Source organism: Streptomyces sp. CB03234 (assembly GCF_001905885.1).
Lineage (GTDB): Bacteria > Actinomycetota > Actinomycetes > Streptomycetales > Streptomycetaceae > Streptomyces.
The window spans coordinates 80,759-100,942 of the sequence record NZ_LIYH01000002.1 but is presented as its reverse complement, the minus strand read 5'-3'; the positions used below and the strand labels follow the sequence as shown (position 1 = coordinate 100,942).

Sequence of the window (20,184 nt, the reverse complement as noted above, 5' to 3'; positions counted from 1 at the left end):
GTGCCGTACCCGGATCAGCGCCCGCGGAAGGCGTCCACGAGGCGGGCGTAGCTGTCGCCGCCGTTTCCCTCGGCGACCGCCTTCGCCATCAGCTCCCGGTGCAGTTCCGGCAGCCGCCCGTCGATCCCGCGCTCGCGGCCGGCGTGCAGCAGGTGCTCGATCGCCGCGAGCTGGACGTCGATGGTGGCGTCGTCGCCCGGGTAGTGACCGGCGTCGATCTGGCCGGCGTACCGGTCCATGAAGCCGCTCACCGTCGTCAGCCAGCGGACGGCGACCGGCGTGAAGGCGCTCGCCGCCACCCCGTCCGCGCCGACCAGCGCCGTGGCGTGCAGCCACCCGCCGAACACCGACCACATCAGCCCCAGCAGCCCCGCGTCGTACAGCGAGGCGAGCCCGGGGTCCGCGCCCAGGTCGATGGGGTCGCCGAGCACGGCCAGGGTCTCGCGGTGGGCCGCGAGCACCTCGGGCGAGCCGGCGTAGAGGAACATGCTCTCCGCGTGGCCCACGCCGTCCGGCGTCGTCATGATGCCGCCGTCCAGGTAGCCGGCACAGTGCCCGGCGGCCCAGGCGGCCATCTCCCGGGCCTGTTCCGGGGATCCGGACGTCAGGTTGACCAGCGTGCGCCCCGCGAGCGACCCGGCGACCGGGTCCAGGAGGTCGTGCACGGCGGCGTAGTCGAGGACGCAGACCAGGATGAGGTCGCTCGCCTCGACGGCCTCGGCGACCGTGTCCGCGCGGACCGCGCCGGAGGCGGCGAGGGCGTCGGCCTTGGCGGGGGTGCGGTTGAAGACGGTGGTGGGGTGGCCGGCGGCGAGGAAGGCGGCGGCGAGTGCCGAGCCCATCCGGCCGAGCCCGAGGACGGTGACGTGCGCGTTGTCGTGTTCGCTCTTCATGATCGTCAGCCTCGCAGCGGGCCCGAAGCGCCGACAGCGGCAGGACTGCCCACATCCGCAAAATTCCTGCCGCCCGTTCGGCGGGCGCCGTACGCTCGGGCTCATGAGCCCGGGGACCGTCGCCATCGCCGTCGTACCGGACAGTGACGCGGGCATCTCGCTCTGGGAGATGTACGAAATGTCCATCGCCCTCGCGGTGTTCGGCATCCCGCAGCCGGACCTCGCCGACCCCTGGTACGAACTGCGCCTGTGCGGCACCGGAATCCCCGCGACGACCGGCCCCTTCGCGCTGCGCACGGACCACGGCCTCGACGCCCTCGCCGACGCGGACACCGTGATCGTGCCGTCCGTCCCCGAGCGGGTCGTCGACAGCGGCGAGGACGTGCCCGCCGCACTCGTCGAGGCGCTGCGCGCGGCCGCCGCCGCCGGGGCGCGGATGGTGTCGCTGTGCACCGGCGCCTTCGCGCTCGCCGCCGCCGGACTCCTCGACGGCCGCCGCGCCACCGCTCACTGGCAGCACACCGCCGAACTGGCCGCCCGCCACCCGGCCGTGATCGTGGACGACTCGGTCCTCTACACCGACGAGGGAACCGTCCTCACCAGCGCGGGCGCCACGGCCGCCCTCGACCTGTGCCTGCACCTGGTCCGCCGGGACCTCGGCGCCCGCGTCGCGAACCAGCTCGCCCGCCGCCTGGTCGTGCACGCCCACCGGGCGGGGGGCCAGGCCCAGTTCATCGAGGCGCCGCTGCCTCCGGCCGACGCCGACAGCCTCGGTCCCGTACTCCAGTGGGCCGCCGAGCACCTCGCCGACCCGCTGAGCGTCGACGACCTCGCCCGCCGGGCGCGGATGAGCCCGCGCAGCTTCCACCGGCGCGTGCTGGAGGCCACCGGGACCACGCCCCTGAAGTGGCTGCTCCAGCAGCGCATCGCCCGCGCCCAGACGCTCCTGGAGTCGACCGACCTGCCCGTCGAGCGGATCGGCGAGAGCAGTGGGCTGGGCACGGGGGCGAACCTGCGCCGCCACTTCACCCGCACGGTGGGGGTCTCCCCCACCGACTACCGGAAGGCGTTCAGGACCGTCAGGCCTTCGGGGCGACCTTCGACAGGCCGTTGATGATGCGGTCCATCGCGTCCCCGCCCGTCGGGTCCGTCAGGTTGGCGAGCATCTTCAGCGTGAACTTCATCAGCAGCGGGTGCGTCAGGCCGCGCTGGGTCGCGATCTTCATGACCTTCGGGTTGCCGATCAGCTTCACGAACGCGCGGCCCAGCGTGTAGTAGCCGCCGTAGGTGTCCTTGAGGATCTTCGGGTAGCGGTGCAGGGCCAGTTCGCGCTGCGCCGGGGTCTGGCGGGCGTGGGCCTGGACGATGACGTCGGCGGCGATCTGCCCGGACTCCATGGCGTACGCGATGCCCTCGCCGTTGAACGGGTTGACCAGGCCGCCCGCGTCGCCGACCAGCAGCAGGCCGCGCGTGTAGTGCGGCTGGCGGTTGAAGGCCATGGGCAGGGCGGCACCGCGGATCGGGCCGGTCATGTTCTCGGGGACGTACCCCCAGTCCTCCGGCATGGAGGCGCACCACGCCTTCAGCACCTCGCGCCAGTCCAGCTCCTTGAAGGAGTCGGAGGTGTTGAGGACGCCGAGGCCGACGTTGGAGGTGCCGTCGCCCATGCCGAAGATCCAGCCGTAGCCCGGCAGCAGCCGGTCCTCGCCCGGCCCGCGCCGGTCCCACAGCTCCAGCCAGGACTCCAGGTAGTCGTCCTCGTGGCGCGGGGAGGTGAAGTACGTACGGACGGCCACGCCCATCGGCCGGTCCTCGCGCCGGTGCAGGCCCATCGCCAGGGACAGGCGCGTGGAGTTGCCGTCGGCGGCGACGACGAGCGGCGCGTGGAAGGTGACCGGCGTCTTGTCCTCGCCCAGCTTGGCGTGCACGCCGGTGATCCGGCCGGTGCGGTCGTCGACGATCGGCGCGCCCACGTTGCACCGCTCGTACAGCCGGGCGCCGGCCTTCTGCGCCTGGCGGGCCAGCTGCTCGTCGAAGTCGTCGCGCTTGCGGACCAGTCCGTAGTCCGGGTACGAGGCCAGTTCCGGCCAGTCGAGCTGGAGGCGGACCCCGCCGCCGATGATGCGCAGCCCCTTGTTGCGCAGCCAGCCCGCTTCCTCGGAGATGTCGATGCCCATCGCCACGAGCTGCTTGGTGGCGCGGGGGGTCAGGCCGTCGCCGCAGACCTTCTCGCGCGGGAACGCGGTCTTTTCGAGAAGCAGGACGTCCAGGCCGGCCTTGGCGAGGTAGTACGCGGTCGTCGAACCGGCCGGACCGGCCCCGACGACGATCACATCCGCGGTGTGTTCGGAGAGGGGCTGCTGCTCGGTCACGGCGGGGTCTCCCGAATACTCGAAATTGCGTACCGGACGGCACAGGACGTGTGCAGTCTATGGGGACGTACCGATCACCGACCCGAAGGGCCACCTTGATGACCGAGCTGCTCCCCGGCGCCGTCCAGCCCGTTGTCCGGCTGCGTGTGCCGACGGACGAGGACGCGTACGCCTGGCACCGGGTCTTCGACGACCCGGAGGTCATGGAGTTCTTCCAGGGCGGGCCCGCCGAACTGTCCTTCTACCACGAACTCAGCGCCCGCCAGCGGCGGCACGACGCCGAGCACGGCTTCTGCCTGTGGACGCTGCTGGACGAGGACGGCGAGGTCATCGGCTTCACGGGCGCGCAGCCGTGGCCGCGCGCCTGGGGCCCGGTCGGCGAGATAGAGATCGGCTGGCGGCTGGCGCGGGCCGCGTGGGGCAAGGGGTACGCGACGGCCGCCGCCCGCGCCACGCTGGAGCGGCTGCGGGCGGCGGGGGTGGAGCGGGTGGTCGCCATGGTGAACACCCGCAACGAGCGGTCGGTGGCGGTGGCGCGGCGGCTCGGGATGGAGCGGGCGGAGACGTACGCCATTCCCGACAGCGGCGGGCAGGAGGGGTACTGCTTCCGCCTGGAGCTGGCCTAGAGCGTCTTCGTGCCCCGGTGCAGGGCGACGATCCCGCCCGTCAGGTTCCGCCAGGCCACCTTCGACCAGCCGGCCCGCTGGAGGAGCCCGGCCAGCGTGGGCTGGTCGGGCCAGCTCTGGATGGACTCGGCGAGGTAGACGTACGCGTCGGGGTTGGAGGAGACCGCGCGGGCGACCGGCGGCAGCGCGCGCATCAGGTACTCCTCGTACACGGTCCGGAACGGCGCCCAGGTGGGGTGCGAGAACTCGCAGATCACGACCCGCCCGCCGGGCCTGGTCACCCGGTACAGCTCGCGCAGCGCGGCGTCCGTGTCCTGGACGTTGCGCAGCCCGAAGGAGATCGTCACCGCGTCGAAGACGCCGTCCCGGAACGGCAGCTTCGTGGCGTCGCCCGCCGTCAGCGGCAGCCATGGGTGGCGCTTCTTGCCCTCGCGGAGCATGCCCAGCGAGAAGTCGCACGGCACGACGTACGCACCGGCCTCCGCGAACGGCAGCGATGACGTGCCGGTGCCGGCCGCCAGGTCGAGGACCTTCTGGCCGGGCCGCGCGTCGACCGCCTTGGCGACCTCCTTGCGCCACCGCCGGTCCTGGCCGAGCGAGAGCACGTCGTTGGTGAGGTCGTAGTTCGCGGCGACGTCGTCGAACATCGAGGCGACTTCGTGCGGCTGCTTGTCCAGAGTTGCTCGCGTCACGCGCCCATTGTGGCAGGCGGGCCGACGCGGGCGGATGCGGGCCGCTGCCCGCCCAGCCAGGTTCCTCCTCCGAACTCCTCTTAAACCTTTCCGGCCGCCCGGCGCTCAGGGAGGGGTGACGGCCGCGAGAGGCGCGGGCGGCGAAGGGGAGGGCGATGCCGGCACCACATGGCTCACGGGACGGGTTCGAGGAGTTCGCCCGTGCCTGCCAGCAACGGTTGTACCGCACGGCGTACCTGCTGTGCGGGAACGCGGAGACCGCCCGCGATCTCACCCAGACGACGCTGGCCAAGCTCTTCCAGCACTGGCGTCGGGCGAGCGCGGCCGAGTACCCCGAGGCGTACGCGAAGACGGTCCTCACCCGCACCTTCCTCGCCGGACGGCGGCGCCGGCTGCGCGACCTGGTCGCGTACGCCAAGGCCGGAGGCCCCGGCCCGCACGCCGCCGAACCGTCCGACCTGCGCGTCACACTGCTCGCCGCGCTCGCCGAACTCCGCCCCGGGCACGCGCGACGGTCGTGCTGCGCTACTGGGAGGATTTGCGGTTCTCCGTACGCCCGGCGGGGAAGGAGCCGCTCCCGGAGTGCCGGAACGTCCCGGCCAAGGGCCTGAAGTGCAAGCACCTCACCCTGGACGGGGGGATGCGCGTCCAGGCGTACACGCGTCCGGCGGCGGCGGAGGAGGCGTACGGCCGCGGGCTCGGTGGTCGCGGGCGTCGTGGCCGCCGGCGTCCTGGTGAGCCTGCCGGAGGGGGAGAGCGGCACCCGCCCGGGGCTCCAGGCGCGGCCGGCACCCGCGATGCCCTCGCCCGACGGGGCGCCGCCCGTGGAGGCGACCGCGGGCGCCTCCCCGTCGGGCGCCTCCACGGCGGGCTCTGCCCCGACCGCCTCCCCCGCCGGCGCCCCCGCCTCCGGACCCGCCGGCGCCCCCGCCTCCGGACCCGCCGGCGCCCCCGCCTCCGGACCCGCCGGCGCCCCCGCCTCCGGTCCCGGCGCCTTCGCCGTCGCCCCGGCGGATGGCGCGACCGGCCCCGGGCTCCGCTACCGGGTGGAGGTCGAGGACGGCTCGGGGGTGGACCCCGTGGCAGCCGCCGAGGAGATCGCCGCCGTCCTCGCGGACCCGCGCGGCTGGGGGCACGGCGGCACGCGCTCGTTCCGCCGCGTCACCGGGGCGGACGCGGGGCTGGTCATCCGGATAGCCACCCGGCGACGGTCGACCGGCTGTGCGGGGCGCACGGTCCGGACACGGGCGGCGAGGTCAACTGCCGGGTGGGGCCCGCGGTCATGGTGAACCTCAAGCGGTGGCAGCGGGGCTCACCGCGGTTCGACGGGCCGCTGGGCGAGTACCGGGCGCTGGTCGTCAACCACGAGGTGGGCCACTGGCTGGGCCGTGGCCACGAGACCTGCCCGGGCCCGGGGCGCCCTGCTCCGGCGATGATGCAGCAGATCAAGGGCCTGAAGGGGTGCCTGCCCAACGCCTGGCCGTACGACGGGACCGGCCGCTACCTGGGCGGGCCGGCCGTACCGTGAGGCCGGCTCAACGCCCCCGGTACACCAGCCGGCCACCCAGCACGGTGGCCACGCACGTCGAGGCGCCGAGCCGTACGAGGGCGGCGCGGTCGGGTACGCCGAAGACGGCGAACCGCGCCGGTCCGCCGACGGTCAGACCCGGCAGCAGCACCAGCGGCACCGGCGAGAACGACGGGGGCCCCGGCAGGGCGGCCGGGCGGTGAGCGGCGACGGCCAGCCCGGCGCGGCGCACCGCGTCCAGGGCGGCCCGGCCGCGCAGTTCACCGGCGACGGCGACCGTGCCGTGCGCCAGCATCCGCTGCACCCCGCGCCGGGCACTGGCGCCCTGCCGTGACGGATCGGCGCGGAAGAGGGCCCGCGCCCGCTCCCCGGTGACCGGCTCGGTGCCGTACCGGTCCGCCTCGCGCGGGTCGGGGTGGTAGGCCTGCTCCAGCAGCTCGGGCCCGTACGGGTTGAGCAGCCCGGGGGTGAGGATGCCGGGCCACCGCCGCACCCTGGCCTGCGGGTGTGCGGCGGCCAGTTCCTCGTACGGGCCGAGGGCGGCGACGTACGCCCCCTCGACCAGGACCGCCGCCCCGGGCGAGGCCTCGGCGACGTGGATCGTCAGCACGGCCGGCTCAGGTGGCGGGGAGCAGCGTGAGCTCCGGGTGGGCCGTACCGCCCTCGATCGCCGTGGAGGAGATGTGGGAGGCGACGCGCTCGTCGACCGGGTCGTTCGCCGGGTCGTCGTGGACGACGATGTGCTCGTACGTCGTCGTCCGCTGCGCCGGTACGCGGTCGGCGGTGCGGATCATGTCGATCATCTCGCGCAGGTTGGAGCGGTGCTTCGCGCCCGCCGACGAGACGACGTTCTCCTCCAGCATGATCGACCCCAGGTCGTCGGCGCCGTAGTGCAGGGTCAGCTGCCCGATCTCCTTGCCCGTGGTGAGCCAGGAGCCCTGAATGTGGGCGATGTTGTCGAAGAAGAGCCGCGCGATGGCGATCACGCGCAGGTACTCGAAGATCGTGGCCTGCGTGCGGCCCTTCAGGTGGTTGTTCTCGGGCTGGTACGTGTACGGGATGAAGGCGCGGAAGCCGCCGGTGCGGTCCTGGACGTCGCGGATCATGCGCATGTGCTCGATGCGCTCGGCGTTCGTCTCGCCCGTGCCCATGAGCATCGTGGACGTGGACTCCACGCCCATCCGGTGCGCGATCTCCATGATCTCCAGCCAGCGCTCGCCGGACTCCTTGAGCGGGGCGATCGCCTTGCGCGGCCGCTCGGGCAGCAGTTCGGCGCCGGCGCCCGCGAAGGAGTCGAGACCGGCGGCGTGGATCCGGGAGATCGCCTCCTCGACGGAGACGCCCGAGATGCGCGCCATGTGCTCCACCTCGCTGGCCCCCAGCGAGTGGATGACCAGCTGCGGGAAGGCCTGCTTGATGGCGGCGAAGTGCTTCTCGTAGTACTCCACGCCGTAGTCCGGGTGGTGCCCGCCCTGGAACATGATCTGCGTGCCGCCCAGCTCGACGGTCTCGGCGCAGCGCCGCAGGATGTCGTCGAGGTCGCGCGTCCAGCCCTTGGCGGTGTCCTTGGGCGGGGCGTAGAAGGCGCAGAACTTGCACGCCGTGACGCACACGTTGGTGTAGTTGATGTTGCGCTCGATGATGTACGTCGCGATGTGCTCCGTACCCGCGTAGCGCCGCCGCCGTACGGCGTCCGCGGCCGCGCCGAGCGCGTGCAGCGGGGCCGACCGGTAGAGGTCGAGCGCCTCCTCGGGGGTGATCCGCCCGCCCTCCGCGGCACGGTCGAGGACGGACTGAAGGTCGGCCTTCTCGGTCACCGGGTGACACCTTTCGGCGGTTTGCGGGCTTCGGTTTGCGGGGTTCTGCGCGGACCGAACCAGCCTACGCCAGGGGTCCGCGCCCCCTGCCGGAGCCCTCACCCGCCCTGCTTGGTCAGCGTGCCGGAGGGCCGTCCGGCCGCTGCCTCGTCGGACTGGTAGTGGAGGGTGCCGTCCTCGTTGAGGGTGAACGTCAGGGTGGCGGAGCCGGCGGTGCACATGCCGGGCGAGCCCGGCCGCTTGGGGTCGCTGCGGTCGGTGACGGTGAGCCTGCCGGGTTCCGCCGAGGTCAGCCGGCCGACGGCATGGCACTCGGCGGTCACGGTCAGGACCGTGAGGGTCGTGGTCAGGCGCATGACGTCGTCGCCCGCACGGCCCCGGGTGATCACCACCGTCAGGTCGCCGTGCGGCACGCCCTGCGCCTCCCGGGTCGGGCCCTTCCAGGTACCGAGGAACTCCTTCGGTACGCCGGAGGCCGGCACCGCGCCCTCCGGGGCGCTTCCGCTCGCGCTCGTCGTGGGCTTGGGCGAGGCCGTGTCGGTGTGGTCGCGGCCCGTGCCGAACAGGCCGAGGAGGTACCCGCCGCCCACCGTCACGGCGGCCAGGGCGCCCGCCACCGCGAGGGCCACCGTGCAGCTGAGCCGGCGGCCCCGGCCGGTGGCCGTCGGCTCGGAGGTGGTGCTGACCGAGAGGGACACCGGCTTACGGGGCGGGGGCCCCGCGTCCGCCGTCGGCACGGGGTCGATGGGCGGGCCGAAGACACCGGAGACCACCGGACCGCCCGACGCCCCCACCGCCGGGGTGCTGAACGGGACCGGGCCCGAGGCGGACGGGTGCGCCGGCGGTTCCAGGTCCAGGAGGCGGACCGCGTCGCGGCTGACCCGCTCCACCAGGGGGCCCGGGAGCCAGCCGCCCGACACCAGCGCGGCCGCGCCGCCCGGGGCCAGCCGCCCGGCCAGCTCGGCCGGCGCGGGGCGGGCGGCCGGGTCCTTGGCCAGGCACGCGGCGACCAGGTCCCGCAGCTCACCGGTGAGGGCGCCGCCCAGCTCCGGCTCCTCGTGGACCACCTTGTAGAGGAGGGCGGCCGACGAGCCGCCGGGGAAGGGCGCCGCGCCGGTCGCCGCGTACGCGAGGACCGCGCCCAGCGAGAAGACGTCAGCGGCGCCGCTCACGCCCTTGCCGAGGATCTGCTCGGGCGCCATGTAGCCGGGTGAGCCGACCGAGACGCCGGTGGAGGTGAGCGACGCGGTGCCGTCCGTGGCGCGGGCGATCCCGAAGTCGATGAGGCGCGGCCCGTCCAGGGCCAGCAGCACGTTCGAGGGCTTGACGTCCCGGTGGACGAGCCCGAGCGCGTGCACCGCCGCCAGCGCCTCGGCGAGCCCGGCGCCCAGCGCCCGTACCGTGTGCTCCGGCAACGGCCCGTGCTCGGTGACCGCCTGGGCGAGCGGGGGCCCGCTCACGTACCCGGTGGCGACCCACGGAACCGGTGCGTCCGGGTCCGCGTCGAGCACCGGAGCCGTCCATCCCCAAGCTCTCGAACCACCTCGAGCAGGGGAGACCCCATCGCCACCGACCCGCCGCGCCGACTCGACCTCCCGCCGGAACCGTGCCCGGAACTCCTCGTCCAGCGCGAAGTGCGGGTGCACCACCTTCACCGCGACGGTGCGGCCGCCCTCGCTGCGGGCGAGGTAGACCCGGCCCATGCCGCCCGCCCCGAGTCTGCCGAGCAGCCGGTACGGACCGATGACCCCCGGATCGCCAACTTCCAGCGGCTGCATGCGCCTTCCCCCCGTACGTCGTCGCGTACAGCAGCGTAGAGGGGTCGGGGCGGAACCGGTCGGGGTCCACGGCCATCTACCTGGCCGTAAATGCCCCGAAAGACCCGGAGTCCTCCCGTGAAACGACTCGTCGCCGCCGTCGCCCTCGGCTCCCTCGCCCTGCTCACCGGCTGCTCCGGCGAAGGGGCTCCGGTCTCCTTCGACGGCCCGAGCGCGCCGGCCCCCGCGCCCCGGGCAACGGACGCGAAGGGGAAGGCCCTCCCCAAGACCCTGATGCCGACCGGCCCGAAGGCGGATTTCACCACCGCCAACACCCTCCCCGACGGTACGAAGATCGGCGTGACGGCGCTCCACGGCGCCAAGTCCGGCTTCACGGGGAAGGTCTGGGTCTGGGCGCCGCCGCAGTACTTCGACCCGAAGTACGCGAACAGCGGCTTCCCCGTGCTGATCGCCCTGCCCGGCGGCAACGGCTATCCGAACAATTACTGGATGGGCACCGACCTCAAGCTGCAGAGCAGCATCAGCGAGTGGTCCAAGCAGGGCAAGAGCCTGCCCTTCGTCGTGGTGATGCCGGTCCTCAACCCGGACAAGGAGCACTACTACGACGGCAGCGACATCCCCGGGCAGCCCAAGATGGGCACCTGGATGACGGAGGACGTTCCCGATTTCGTCCGGGCGAATTTCCGCACCTTCGCCTCGCGCGACGGCTGGGCGTTCATGGGCTCGTCGTCCGGCGGGTTCGTGGGCCTGAAGTCCGTACTGAAGCACCCGGACAGGTTCAAGGCCGTCATCGCCTCCGGACCGGACACGGTTCCGGACTCGCCGCTGTGGGCCGGGCACGAGAAGGAGCGGCAGGCGAACGACCCGGAAAGGCTGGCGCGACTGCTGGGCGCCGGGCCGGACTCCAAGGACCGCGAGGTGTATCTGGCGTTCCAGATCGGCAGCAAGGAATCCGGCGTGGCCAACGTGAAGTCCTTCATCAGGAAGTACACCAAGGGGCCGGTCAAGAGCCGCCTACAGGTGATCCCGGACGGCGAGCACAACGCCAAGACCTATGTGAAAGGCATGGGCGACGGCTCGATCCAGTGGATCAGCGAGCACATGCAGGCCCCCGTACCCGCTCCCTAGGCCAGCAGTTCGACCGTCACGTCCGCCGGGAACCCGGTCGTCGGCCCGGTCCGGCGGGCGAACTCCCGTACCCCGGCCAGCTGCTCCGCCCCGAAGCGGAAGTCCAGCGTCGTGAAGTACTTCTCCAGCACCACCGCGTCGAACGCCTCCCAGCGCGCGGCCTGCTCGGCGACCTTCGCGACCTCCTCCAGCGACACGTCGCGGGAGGCCAGGAACGCCTCGTGGACCTGGCGCACGACGCGCGGCTCGCGGGCCAGGTAGTCCTTGCGGACCGCCCACACCGCGAAGACGAACGGCAGCCCGGTCCACTCCTTCCACATCTGCCCCAGGTCATGGACCTGGAGGCCCAGCCTCGGGGCGTCGTGCAGGGAGGCGCGCAGCGCGGCGTCCCCGATCAGGACCGCCGCCTCGGCCTCCTGCATCATCACGCCGAGGTCGGGCGGGCAGGTGTAGTAGTCGGGGGCCACCCCGTACCGCTCGGCGAGCAGCAGCTGCGCCAGGCGTACGGAGGTACGCGAGGTGGAGCCGAGTGCGACGCGCGCGCCGTCCAGTCTCTCCAGCGGCTGCTGCGAGACGATCACGCAGGACATGACCGGGCCGTCGCAGCCGACCGCCAGGTCGGGGAAGGCGACGAGCCGGTCGGCGTTGCGCAGGTACTCGACGAGGGTGACGGGGGCGATGTCGAGGTCGCCGCGTACGAGCTGCTCGCTGAGCTTGTCCGGGGTGTCCTTCGTGAGCTCGAGGTCGAGGAGCGTTCCGGTGCGGGCCAGGCCCCAGTAGAGGGGGAGGCAGTTCAGGAACTGGATGTGTCCGACGCGGGGCCGGCTCCGCAGCTGGTGGTGGTCGTCGGTTGAATTGTCCACAACGCGAGGCTAGCCCCGTCTCGTACGGCGGACGGCGCCGGGTCGGCCGCCGGCGCGGCCGGGTCCGCCGTCAGCACGGATGAACTCCTTCAAACAACCGGGTGACGTGATCTTTCCCTCTACCCATGCGCACACGCTGCGTGCTAGGCTCAACGCAAGTTGCAGTTTGGTTTCCCTTGCAGTACAGAGCCTGCGGAGCATGTAACCCGCAGGCTTTTGTAGTTTTCAGACTTGTTTGGCAGGTTCTGGAGCAGGGCAACCCTTTGGCCCATAGGAGGGCTTATGGCTACCGGAACCGTCAAGTGGTTCAACGCTGAAAAGGGCTTCGGCTTCATCGCCCAGGACGGCGGCGGCCCGGATGTCTTCGTCCACTACTCCGCGATCAACGCGTCTGGTTTCCGCTCCCTCGAGGAGAACCAGGTCGTGAACTTCGACGTCACCCAGGGCCCGAAGGGCCCGCAGGCGGAGAACGTCACCCCGGCCTAAGTAGCCCGGGTCGGCGATCGCGCACGACTTTCAGTACTTTCAGTACCCGATTCAGCAGTACCCAAGGAGCCTTTTCCGTCCGGCCGCGAGGCCGCACGGAAAAGGCTCCTGCCTTTTGGTTTCCTTACCGGTCGTACAGTTTGTCGATTTCCGCCGCGTAGCGCTCCAGCACCGCTTTCCGCCGCACCTTCAGCGTCGGTGTCAGGACCCCGTCGGCGACGCTGAAGTCCTCCTCCAGCACCGTGAACGCCCGGATACGGGCCGGCCGCGACACCCGCGCGTTCGCCGCGTCGACCGCCTCCTGGACCAGGGCCCGTACGGCGTCGGCGTCCAGGCCCCGGACGGCGTCGGCGTCCACCGTGATCAGCGCCACCGGATACGGGCGGCGGTCGCCGGCCATGACCGCGTGCGAGACGACCGGCGCCCGCTCGATGAGCAGCTCCACCTCCGACGGGCTCAGGTTCTTGCCCGAGGACGTAATGATCAGATCCTTCTTCCGGCCCGTGATCGTCAGGAAGCCGTCCTCGTCCAGCGCCCCCAGGTCCCCCGTGTGCAGCCACCCGTCGTCCGCGACCTCCCCCGCCGCCACCATCGGGCCCCGCGCCAGCACCTCCCCGTCCCCGGCGATCCGCACCTCGCACCCCGCGACGGGCCGCCCGACCGTCCCGTAGCGCACCGCGCCGGGGTGGTTCAGCGAGATCACGCCGCCCGACTCGGTCATGCCGTACCCCTCGAAGACCTGGACCCCGCACTCCGCCAGGAACTCCAGCGTCTCGGGCGCGATGGGCGCCGCCCCGGTCAGCGCCCACCGCAGCCGGCCGCCGAGCGCCTCCCGCACCTGCTCCGGTGTCGCGCCGAACGCCCGCGCCATGGAGTGCACCTTCTCGAAGAGGCGCGGCACGGACGGCAGGTGCGTGGGCTGCGCCTCGGCCAGCTCGGTCACCACGTTCTCGATCCGCCCGCCGAAGTAGCACAGCTCGCCGCCGTACAGCAGGGTCGTGAACTGGATCAGCTGGGCGAGCAGGTGCGCGAGGGGGAGGTAGAGGTACGTACGGTCGCCGGGGCCGCCCTCGATCAGCGGCAGCGTGGCGTCCTGGACGGCGCCCAGGTTGCCGTGGGTGAGGCGGACGCCCTTGGGCGGGCCCGTGGTGCCGGACGTGTACACGATCGCCGCGCCGTCGGCGGGGCGGACGGCGCGGGCGCGGGCGAGCAGCGCGTCGGGGGTTGCGCGCGCCCCTGCCAGGTCGTGCAGCGCGTCGGGGGTCGCGCGCGCCCCTGCCAGGTCGTGCAGCCCGATGACATGCCGCAGCGCGGGCAGCCGCCCCCGTACCCCCGCGACCCGCGCCCCCTGCGCCGCGTCCTCCACGAGGACCACCGACGCCCCCGAGTCGCCGAGCACCCAGGCCAGCTCCTCCTCCCCCGCCGTCGGGTAGACCGGCACGACGACCGCGCCGGCCGCGAGCACCGCGAAGTGGGCGTACGTCCACTCCACCCGCGTCTCCGACAGGATCGCCACCCGGTCGCCGGAGGCCACCCCCAGGGCGATGAGGCCCTGGCCCGTCTCCCGTACGGTCGCGCGGAGCCGTTCGTACGAGACCGGGGTCCACGCCCCGTCGTCCTCCCGTCTGTGGCGCAGCGCGGGCAGGTCCCCGTACCGCTCGCCCGCCCATTCGGTGAACACCGCCAGCGTGTCAGGCCGTTTCAGGGTCATGGCGTGACGGTAGGGACCCCGGCGGGCGCGCGGCATGACGGGAAACGTCAGCCCCGCTGACCTCCGCGCTCAATCCCGCTACCGTCCCTGAGCATGGCGTCCACGGCCAAGCGGACCATCACCGTGCACCATGTGCGGGCCCTGCTGCGCGGCGCGCGGCGGCACGGGCTCGACACCGTGCCGCTCCTCCAGGCCGCCGGCATCCCGCCGCTGCTGCCGGGGGACGACCGGGCGCGGGTCACCCCGTCGCAGTTCGCGCTGCTGTTCCGGGCGCTGTACCGGGCGACGGGCGACGAGTTCCTGGGCCTGGGACAGGCCCCGAGCCGCCCCGGGACGTTCGCGATGATGTGTTACGCCTCGCTCGGCTGCCGTGACCTGGGGGCGGCGATCGAGCGCGGCACGGCGTTCTACCGGCTCTTCCCGGGCGGGCCGGATCTGGCGCTGCGGCGCGGGGAGGCGGAGGCCGTCCTGACCGTGCGCGGCGCGCTGCCGGACCCGTTCGTGGACGAGTGCCTGATGATCATCTGGCACCGGCTGTGCAGCTGGCTCGTGGGCCGTCGCATCCCGCTGCTGCGGGCCCACTTCGCCTATCCGCCGCCCCCGCACCGCGACGAGTACGGGCCCCTCTTCGGCTGCCCGGTCCGCTTCGGGGCCGGGGCGACACAGGCCGCGTTCGCCGCCCACTGGCTGGCCGCCCCGCTCGTACGGGACGAGGACGACCTGGCGGTGATGCTGCGCCGCTCACCCTTCGAGCTGCTCAGCCGCCGGGCGTACGGCACGACCGTGGCCGAGCAGGTGCACAGCGCGCTCGCCGGGGCGCTGCGGGCCTCGCCCCGGCTGCCGACGCTCGTCGAGGTGGCGGCGCGGCTGGCGGTGAGCCCGGCGACGCTGCGGCGGCGGCTCCAGCGGGAGGGCACCTCGTACCAGCGGCTGAAGGACACGGTCCGGCGGGACGCGGCGATCGCGGGGCTGGCGGAGGGGCGGGAGCCGATCGCGGAGCTGGCGGAGCGGCTGGGGTTCTCCGAGGACACGTCGTTCCACCGGGCGTTCCGGCGGTGGACGGGGACGACGCCGGGTGCGTACCGGGGTCAGTGAAGCTGAGCGTTCCGGTCAGCCCCGTACTTACTCGTGAGTCACTACGGTCTCCTCACCCCCCATTGGACGTAGGGAGAGCCGCCCATGCGTGTACGTACCAGGGTGCTGGCCTGTGTGGCCGCACTCGCCCTGTCCTCCGCCACCCCCGCCCTCGCGGAGGAGACCGCTTCCCGTCCCGGTGACCTCGTGAGCTCGCAGCCCTCCGCCTTCCACCCCCTCCCCGGTCAGCCGACCGCCACCAAGGCCTGGAAGATCCACTACCGCTCGACCTCGGCGACCGGCGCCCCGAACGTCGTCTCCGGCACGGTCATCGTCCCGCAGGACGGCCGCACCGGGCCGCGCCCGCTGATCACGTACGCCGTCGGCACGGTCGGCCTCGGCGACTCGTGCGCGCCGAGCGCGGGCTTCCCCAAGGGCACCACCATGGAGGCCAACCTGATCCAGCAGCTCACCTGGCGCGGCTGGGCGGTCGTGGTCACCGACTACGAGGGCCTCGGCACGCCCGGCGAGCACACGTACACCGCCGGGCCCTCCGCCGGGCACGCCATGCTGGACGCCGCCCGCGCGGCGATCCGCCTCCCGGAGGCGGCCGGGTCCGGGCTCGGCGCGGACTCCCCGGTCGGCATCATGGGCTACTCGCAGGGCGGCCAGGCATCGAGCTGGGCGGCCGAGCTGCACTCCTCGTACGCCCCCGAGCTGAAGGTGAAGGGCACGGCGACCGGCGGCGTACCGGCGCAACTGGCGAAGCTCGCGCCCGTGCACGACGGTTCGTACGGCTCGGGCCTGCTGTTCATGGCGGCGGCCGGGCAGGACGCCGCCTACCCGGAGCTGAAGCTCGACTCGTACCTGAACCCGGCGGGCAAGGCCCTGATCGGGTTCCTCCGGGACAACTGCGTGGCGATCGACGCGACCGTCGGCTCCTTCAAGCGGATCTCCGACCTGACGGTGAAGAACCCGCTGGAGACCCCCCAGTGGCAGGCCCGCCTCGCCGAGTCGAACCTCGGCACCAAGGCGCCCGGCCACCCGGTGTACCTGTACCACGCGCTCGCCGACGAGCTGATCCCGTACGCCCAGGGGTCGGGGCTGCGCAAGGACTGGTGCGCCAGGGGCGCCGACGTGAACTGGCGGACGATCGTGGTCGGCGAGCACGTCTCGGGCGTGATCACCGAGTCCCCGAGGGCGGCCGACTGGCTGGCGGACCGGTTCGCCGGGAAGCCGGCGTCCGGCAACTGCTGACCGTCTAGCCTGGATCGTATGACCGAACGCAAACCGCCCGGCGTGGACGTCGAGTCATGGGTCGACAAGCAGATCCGCGAGGCGACCGAACGCGGTGAGTTCCACAACCTGTCCGGCTTCGGCAAGCCGCTGCCCGACGACACCGCCCCGTACGACGAACTGTGGTGGGTCAAGGGCAAGATGCACCGCGAGGGCATCGCTCCCGTCCTGCCGCCCGCGCTCGCCCTCCGCAAGGAGGCGGAGGACGCGCGGGAGGCGGCGGGACGGGCGGCGAGCGAGGCGGAGGTACGGCGGATCGTCGCCGGCATCAACGAGAAGATCGAGGCGGCCCTCCGACGTCCCCCGGCGGGCCCCCCGCTGCGGCTCACGCCGTTCGACGCGGAAGAGCTGGTCCACCAGTGGCGGTCCCGCCGCTAGACCCCCGGCGCCCCCGGCAACTCCGCGAGCCGGGGCGGCCAGACCGGCTCGGCGTCGGGGGCGGCCAGGTCGTGGGGGGTCCACCAGCGCCAGGTGAGGATCGTGTCGGCGGCGCGCGCGGCGGCCGCCTCGTCGGCCGGGTCCCGGCGCGGGCCGTGGGCCAGGTAGATGTACTCGTGCTGGCGGACGGGGACACCGGCCCGGGTGAAGTCGTGCTCCCAGGTGCACAGCAGCGGCCCGGGCTCCACGTCGCACCAGCCCGTCTCCTCGCGCAGCTCGCGCAGGGCGCCCTCGCGCGGGCTCTCGCCCGGCTCCAGGCCCCCGCCGGGCAAGGCCCAGTGGACGCCCACCTCTTCGTTGTCGTAACGGAAGAGGAACACCGCCCCGTCGGGATCGAGGACGGCGACGCGAGCGGCGGGCCGGGGGATGCGCACGGGTCAGCCCTTTCGGGTGCGGAGCACGTGGCGGGAGAGCGCGAGCGAGGCCAAGGCGGCGATCAGCGCGCAGACGCCCGGCCAGCCGAAGCGGGTGTACGCGCGCGTGGCGGCCCATGAGCCGAGGCCGCCGCCGAGGAACGCGCACATCATGTACGCGGTGTTGAGGCGGCTGCGTACGTCGGCGCGCAGCGCCCAGATGCGTACCTGGTTGGCGATCATGCCGGACTGCATGGCCACGTCCAGCAGCAGCGTGCCCAGCACCAGGGCCGCCAGGCCGGCCGCCCCGCCGAGGCCGCCGAGCGCGAGGACGGCGGCGGAGGCGATGACCGCGAGGAAGCAGACGAGGTTCACCGCGTCGGGGCCCCGGCGGTCGACCGCCCGGCCCGCCGCCGGGGTGGCGAGCATGGTGCCGACGTTCACGACGGCGAGGACGCCGACCGCCTGCGCGCCCAGCCCGTACACCGGGCCCGTCAGCAGCAGCGCGGCGCCCGTCCAGACGGCGGTGAACGCGCCGAAGACCGTCGCCTGGTAGAAGCACGAGCGGCGCAGCTCGGGCTCGGCGCGCAGCAGGCGCAGCGGGGCGGCGAGCAGCGCCCGGTACGGCTGCGCGTCGCCCGCCGGGGCGGTCCGCGGCGGCAGCGTACGGGCCAGGACGGCCGCCATGAGCAGCGAGGCGGCCGCCGCGAGCACGTACGGCGCCCGCCAGCCGAGCCATTCGCCGAGCGTCCCGCCGACGGCGCGGGACAGCAGCATGCCGCCGATGGAGCCGGCCAGCAGCGTGCCGGTGACGGCCCCGCGCCGGTCCTCGGCCACCAGGCCGGCCGCCATGGGCGCGACGAGCGGCGCGACCACGGTTGTCACGCCGACCAGCGCGCTCACCGCGACGAGCGGCGACAGCCCGGGCGCGGCACTCGCGGCGAGCAGGCTCACACCGGTGACCGACAGGAGCGTGACGATCAGCGGGCGGTGCGGGAAGCGGTCGCCGAGCGGTACGAGGAGGAAGATCCCGGCCGCGTACCCGAACTGGGCCGCCGTCACGATCAGCGCGGCGGTGTCCGGCGCGACGTGCAGGCCGGCGGCGACGAGCGGGCTGATCGCCTGGGGGAAGTAGATGTTGCCGACGGCCACGCCGCAGGCCACGGCGAGGAGCAGCACCATGGGGCGGCTCAGCGTCGCCCGTTTCTCGATCAGCACCGCCCCACGATCGCCGCACGCCAGGCCCCGCACAAACGTTTTACGCGTACCGCACCCGGTAGCGCAGGTGCGTGACGCCCTTGCCCTCGGCGATGGAGACCGGCCCTTCCAGCTCGTACGGCGCGCCCTTCAGGTCCCGGAAGAACGGCGTCCCGCCGCCGAGCAGCACCGGCACCAGGTCGATGCCGACCTCGTCGAGCAGCCCGGCGTCCAGGCACTGCTGGGCGATCGTGCCACCGTTCACCCCGACGTGCTTGCCGTCCCCCGCGAGTCGCCGGGCAAGCGCGACAGCGGGCTCCACCCCCTCCGTGACGAAGTGGAACGGCGCCCCCTCCCGGGGCCAGCCGTCCGGTACGGAGTGGGTGACGACCACGACGGGCACCCCCATCGGGTGGTTGCCGCCCCACCCGCCGGTCAGGTCGAACAGCTTGCGCCCGACGACCAGCGCCCCGGTCTCCTGGACGAGCCGGTGCCAGTGCGTGGCGCTCACCTCGGTGAGGTGGAGGGTGAGCTCCGGGTGCGTGGTCTCCACCGTCACCTCGCCGCTGTCGTACCACGCGAACAGCTTGTCGAAGCCCGTCTCGTCCGGCCCCGAGATGTAGCCGTCGAGGGACATGCTGGCGCCGGTGTAGATCTTGGTCGTCATGGTGGAGCTCCTCGCGTCGGTCGTATGTGCAGGGTGGACCGCCGGTGGCGGGAAAACTCATCGGGACGGGCGTAGCGTGAGTCGTGTCTCGGGGAGGTGTCTCGGGGAGTACGGAGGCACACCATGGTCACCACCACACGGGCTGCCGCCCTCGACATCCCCCGTACGCACCCGGTGCGGGCCCGTGCGGTGAACGCCGCCGAAGTCCGCGCGATGCTCGCCGCGCTGGGCGGGCTGGCCCCCGCCGACTGGCCGCGCGCCACGGCGTGCGAGGACTGGACCGTGCGCGACCTCACCGCCCATGTGGTGGGGCAGTACGAGGAGCTCGCCCGGCCCTGGCTGCTCGTCGGCCGGACGCTGCGCGGCCGCCGGCGCTACCCGCGGCTGATGCCCCTGGCCGCGCACAACCAGTGCCAGGTCGACGCCCGCCGCTCCGTACCGCCCCACGTCCTGGTCGGTCTGCTGACCCGGTTCGGCCCGCAGGGCGTGCGCGCGGTGGAGCGCATGCCGGTCGCCGTACGGCGGCGGATGCGCCTGAGCCCGCTGTTCCCCGAGTCGAAGGAGCTGCCCGAGGACTCCATGGACTACCTGGCCAGGGTCCTGCTCACCCGCGACACCTGGATGCACCGCGTGGACATCTGCGACGCCACCGGCCACGAGCTGGTCCTGCGCGAACACGACCGCGAGGTCGTCGGTCAGGTCCTGCTGGACCTCGCCCTCCGCTGGACCGGCCCCCCGACCTTCCTGGACCTCTCCGGCCCGGCCGGCGGCCGCTGGATGCTCGGCCGTGGCACCCCCGCCGTGGCCGCCGAGGCGGACGCCGTGACGATGATGCGCCACCTCTCGGGCCGCCCCCCGCGCGGCACCCTCGAATGCCAGGGCGCCCCGGACGCGCAGGCGGTGGTCATGGCGGCGCGGGTGATCTTCTGAGCCGGTTTCCCGGTCACCGCCCACGCCCCGGGGGTGGGCCGTCTGGTCACGGTTGCCGTTCCGGGCCGCCCTCCCTTCCGAGAGTCGCGGGCTCCGGCGCCCTGTCAAGGGCGCTTCGCGTCGGCTTCGCCGATGGGCTTCGCCCACCCTTGACAGGCCGCCTCCGCCCGCGCGTTTTCTCTCGGAGGGCGGCCCCGGGAAGCAGGCATCCCGGGGGGCGCACCACTGTGCCGGGGTTCGTTGCCGAGGCGACCCGGCCGGGGCAGGCGCGACAGTGGAATGGGGCGGTGACGGCTCGGATAAGCGACTGGCGGCCGTCTCCCGGTTGCGGCACA

At 73.3% G+C, this 20,184-nt stretch carries 21 protein-coding genes and 1 pseudogene; 11 read left to right on the top strand and 11 right to left on the bottom strand.

The window, feature by feature from the left end:
• Positions 1-14 precede the first annotated feature (14 nt).
• Positions 15-998 (bottom strand): NAD(P)-dependent oxidoreductase, encoded by a 984-nt coding sequence (locus tag AMK26_RS07205; protein ID WP_274536111.1) that lies wholly within the window; start codon positions 996-998, stop codon positions 15-17.
• Here AMK26_RS07205 and AMK26_RS07200 point away from each other — a divergent pair.
• Positions 997-2,007: a helix-turn-helix domain-containing protein gene (locus tag AMK26_RS07200; RefSeq protein ID WP_073753322.1), complete on the top strand. Its 1,011-nt coding sequence runs from the start codon at positions 997-999 to the stop codon at positions 2,005-2,007. The two genes, AMK26_RS07205 and AMK26_RS07200, sit on opposite strands and share 2 nt — an antisense overlap.
• Here the strand turns inward: AMK26_RS07200 and AMK26_RS07195 are convergent.
• Positions 1,973-3,265 (bottom strand): geranylgeranyl reductase family protein, encoded by a 1,293-nt coding sequence (locus AMK26_RS07195; RefSeq protein WP_073753320.1) that lies wholly within the window; start codon positions 3,263-3,265, stop codon positions 1,973-1,975. The two genes, AMK26_RS07200 and AMK26_RS07195, sit on opposite strands and share 35 nt — an antisense overlap.
• 98 nt (positions 3,266-3,363) lie before the next feature.
• Between AMK26_RS07195 and AMK26_RS07190 the strand changes: the two genes are divergently transcribed.
• On the top strand, positions 3,364-3,891 hold the full coding sequence (locus AMK26_RS07190; RefSeq protein ID WP_073753318.1) for a GNAT family N-acetyltransferase: 528 nt from the start codon (positions 3,364-3,366) through the stop codon (positions 3,889-3,891).
• On the opposite strand, the gene AMK26_RS07185 is transcribed toward AMK26_RS07190, so the two are convergent.
• Positions 3,888-4,583 (bottom strand): demethylmenaquinone methyltransferase, encoded by a 696-nt coding sequence (locus AMK26_RS07185; protein WP_073753316.1) that lies wholly within the window; start codon positions 4,581-4,583, stop codon positions 3,888-3,890. The two genes, AMK26_RS07190 and AMK26_RS07185, sit on opposite strands and share 4 nt — an antisense overlap.
• A 155-nt stretch (positions 4,584-4,738) precedes the next feature.
• On the opposite strand from AMK26_RS07185, the pseudogene AMK26_RS07180 reads away from it, so the two are divergent.
• The 3 genes and pseudogenes from AMK26_RS07180 to AMK26_RS38515 all read left to right on the top strand — a co-directional run.
• Positions 4,739-5,124 (top strand): annotated as a pseudogene (locus AMK26_RS07180) (sigma factor); the annotation flags it as partial.
• A gap of 160 nt (positions 5,125-5,284) precedes the next feature.
• On the top strand, positions 5,285-5,872 hold the full coding sequence (locus AMK26_RS38520) for a hypothetical protein (RefSeq protein WP_338015575.1): 588 nt from the start codon (positions 5,285-5,287) through the stop codon (positions 5,870-5,872).
• Positions 5,803-6,111, top strand: a complete 309-nt coding sequence (locus AMK26_RS38515) for a DUF3152 domain-containing protein (protein ID WP_338015573.1) — start codon at positions 5,803-5,805, stop codon at positions 6,109-6,111. Before AMK26_RS38520 ends, AMK26_RS38515 begins: the two co-directional genes overlap by 70 nt.
• Before the next feature lie 7 nt (positions 6,112-6,118).
• Here AMK26_RS38515 and AMK26_RS07170 read toward each other — a convergent pair whose 3' ends face one another.
• The 3 genes from AMK26_RS07170 to AMK26_RS07160 form a co-directional block, all read right to left on the bottom strand.
• Positions 6,119-6,721, bottom strand: coding sequence for an imidazolonepropionase-like domain-containing protein (locus AMK26_RS07170; RefSeq protein WP_073753314.1), 603 nt, complete (start codon positions 6,719-6,721; stop codon positions 6,119-6,121).
• A gap of 7 nt (positions 6,722-6,728) precedes the next feature.
• Complete coding sequence (gene mqnC / locus AMK26_RS07165) at positions 6,729-7,928, bottom strand: cyclic dehypoxanthinyl futalosine synthase (protein WP_073753312.1); 1,200 nt, start codon at positions 7,926-7,928, stop codon at positions 6,729-6,731.
• Between the two features lie 98 nt (positions 7,929-8,026).
• On the bottom strand, positions 8,027-9,706 hold the full coding sequence (locus AMK26_RS07160; protein ID WP_073753310.1) for a serine/threonine-protein kinase: 1,680 nt from the start codon (positions 9,704-9,706) through the stop codon (positions 8,027-8,029).
• Positions 9,707-9,796: 90 nt separating this feature from the next.
• Here AMK26_RS07160 and AMK26_RS07155 point away from each other — a divergent pair, with 90 nt between their 5' ends.
• Positions 9,797-10,834, top strand: a complete 1,038-nt coding sequence (locus AMK26_RS07155) for an alpha/beta hydrolase (RefSeq protein ID WP_073753308.1) — start codon at positions 9,797-9,799, stop codon at positions 10,832-10,834.
• Here AMK26_RS07155 and AMK26_RS07150 read toward each other — a convergent pair.
• The gene (locus AMK26_RS07150; RefSeq protein WP_073753305.1) at positions 10,831-11,697 is read right to left on the bottom strand and encodes a menaquinone biosynthetic enzyme MqnA/MqnD family protein; all 867 of its coding nucleotides are present in this window, start codon (positions 11,695-11,697) and stop codon (positions 10,831-10,833) included. The genes AMK26_RS07155 and AMK26_RS07150 overlap by 4 nt on opposite strands.
• Positions 11,698-11,979: 282 nt before the next feature.
• Between AMK26_RS07150 and AMK26_RS07145 the strand changes: the two genes are divergently transcribed.
• Positions 11,980-12,183 carry a cold-shock protein gene (locus AMK26_RS07145; protein ID WP_003967102.1) on the top strand — a complete coding sequence of 68 codons (204 nt, stop codon included), beginning with the start codon at positions 11,980-11,982 and terminating at the stop codon, positions 12,181-12,183.
• 124 nt (positions 12,184-12,307) lie between these two features.
• Here the strand turns inward: AMK26_RS07145 and AMK26_RS07140 are convergent, their stop codons facing one another.
• A complete protein-coding gene (locus AMK26_RS07140; RefSeq protein WP_073754700.1) occupies positions 12,308-13,894 on the bottom strand; it encodes an AMP-dependent synthetase/ligase in 1,587 nt (528 codons plus the stop codon).
• 93 nt (positions 13,895-13,987) lie between these two features.
• Here AMK26_RS07140 and AMK26_RS07135 point away from each other — a divergent pair, with 93 nt between their 5' ends.
• The 3 genes from AMK26_RS07135 to AMK26_RS07125 all read left to right on the top strand — a co-directional run bounded on the left by AMK26_RS07135 (position 13,988) and on the right by AMK26_RS07125 (position 16,642).
• Positions 13,988-14,989 (top strand): AraC family transcriptional regulator, encoded by a 1,002-nt coding sequence (locus AMK26_RS07135; RefSeq protein ID WP_073753303.1) that lies wholly within the window; start codon positions 13,988-13,990, stop codon positions 14,987-14,989.
• A gap of 84 nt (positions 14,990-15,073) precedes the next feature.
• A complete protein-coding gene (locus tag AMK26_RS07130; protein ID WP_073753301.1) occupies positions 15,074-16,225 on the top strand; it encodes a lipase family protein in 1,152 nt (383 codons plus the stop codon).
• Positions 16,226-16,243: 18 nt separating this feature from the next.
• Positions 16,244-16,642 (top strand): J-domain-containing protein, encoded by a 399-nt coding sequence (locus AMK26_RS07125; RefSeq protein WP_073753299.1) that lies wholly within the window; start codon positions 16,244-16,246, stop codon positions 16,640-16,642.
• Here the strand turns inward: AMK26_RS07125 and AMK26_RS07120 are convergent.
• The 3 genes from AMK26_RS07120 to AMK26_RS07110 are packed head-to-tail and all read right to left on the bottom strand — an operon-like array spanning position 16,639 to position 18,919.
• A complete protein-coding gene (locus AMK26_RS07120; RefSeq protein ID WP_073753297.1) occupies positions 16,639-17,076 on the bottom strand; it encodes an NUDIX hydrolase in 438 nt (145 codons plus the stop codon). The genes AMK26_RS07125 and AMK26_RS07120 overlap by 4 nt on opposite strands.
• A 3-nt stretch (positions 17,077-17,079) precedes the next feature.
• Positions 17,080-18,273 carry an MFS transporter gene (locus AMK26_RS07115; RefSeq protein WP_443333150.1) on the bottom strand — a complete coding sequence of 398 codons (1,194 nt, stop codon included), beginning with the start codon at positions 18,271-18,273 and terminating at the stop codon, positions 17,080-17,082.
• Between the two features lie 40 nt (positions 18,274-18,313).
• Positions 18,314-18,919 carry a dihydrofolate reductase family protein gene (locus AMK26_RS07110; protein ID WP_073753293.1) on the bottom strand — a complete coding sequence of 202 codons (606 nt, stop codon included), beginning with the start codon at positions 18,917-18,919 and terminating at the stop codon, positions 18,314-18,316.
• A 123-nt stretch (positions 18,920-19,042) separates the two neighbouring features.
• Between AMK26_RS07110 and AMK26_RS07105 the strand changes: the two genes are divergently transcribed.
• Positions 19,043-19,849, top strand: coding sequence for a maleylpyruvate isomerase family mycothiol-dependent enzyme (locus AMK26_RS07105; protein WP_073753291.1), 807 nt, complete (start codon positions 19,043-19,045; stop codon positions 19,847-19,849).
• Positions 19,850-20,184: the final 335 nt, after the last annotated feature.

Bases quoted from the DNA above. Each gene is read 5' to 3' on its own strand.
- AMK26_RS07190 (WP_073753318.1), top strand. From the start codon at position 3,364: ATGACCGAGCTGCTCCCCGGCGCCGTCCAGCCCGTTGTCCGGCTGCGT.
- AMK26_RS07145 (WP_003967102.1), top strand. From the start codon at position 11,980: ATGGCTACCGGAACCGTCAAGTGGTTCAACGCTGAAAAGGGCTTCGGC.
- AMK26_RS07135 (WP_073753303.1), top strand. From the start codon at position 13,988: ATGGCGTCCACGGCCAAGCGGACCATCACCGTGCACCATGTGCGGGCC.
- AMK26_RS07200 (WP_073753322.1), top strand. From the start codon at position 997: ATGAGCCCGGGGACCGTCGCCATCGCCGTCGTACCGGACAGTGACGCG.
- AMK26_RS07140 (WP_073754700.1), bottom strand. From the start codon at position 13,894: ATGACCCTGAAACGGCCTGACACGCTGGCGGTGTTCACCGAATGGGCG.
- AMK26_RS07125 (WP_073753299.1), top strand. From the start codon at position 16,244: ATGACCGAACGCAAACCGCCCGGCGTGGACGTCGAGTCATGGGTCGAC.
- AMK26_RS07110 (WP_073753293.1), bottom strand. From the start codon at position 18,919: ATGACGACCAAGATCTACACCGGCGCCAGCATGTCCCTCGACGGCTAC.
- AMK26_RS07205 (WP_274536111.1), bottom strand. From the start codon at position 998: ATGAGCCCGAGCGTACGGCGCCCGCCGAACGGGCGGCAGGAATTTTGC.
- AMK26_RS07155 (WP_073753308.1), top strand. From the start codon at position 9,797: ATGCCCCGAAAGACCCGGAGTCCTCCCGTGAAACGACTCGTCGCCGCC.
- AMK26_RS07105 (WP_073753291.1), top strand. From the start codon at position 19,043: ATGGTCACCACCACACGGGCTGCCGCCCTCGACATCCCCCGTACGCAC.
- AMK26_RS07130 (WP_073753301.1), top strand. From the start codon at position 15,074: ATGCGTGTACGTACCAGGGTGCTGGCCTGTGTGGCCGCACTCGCCCTG.
- AMK26_RS07160 (WP_073753310.1), bottom strand. From the start codon at position 9,706: ATGCAGCCGCTGGAAGTTGGCGATCCGGGGGTCATCGGTCCGTACCGG.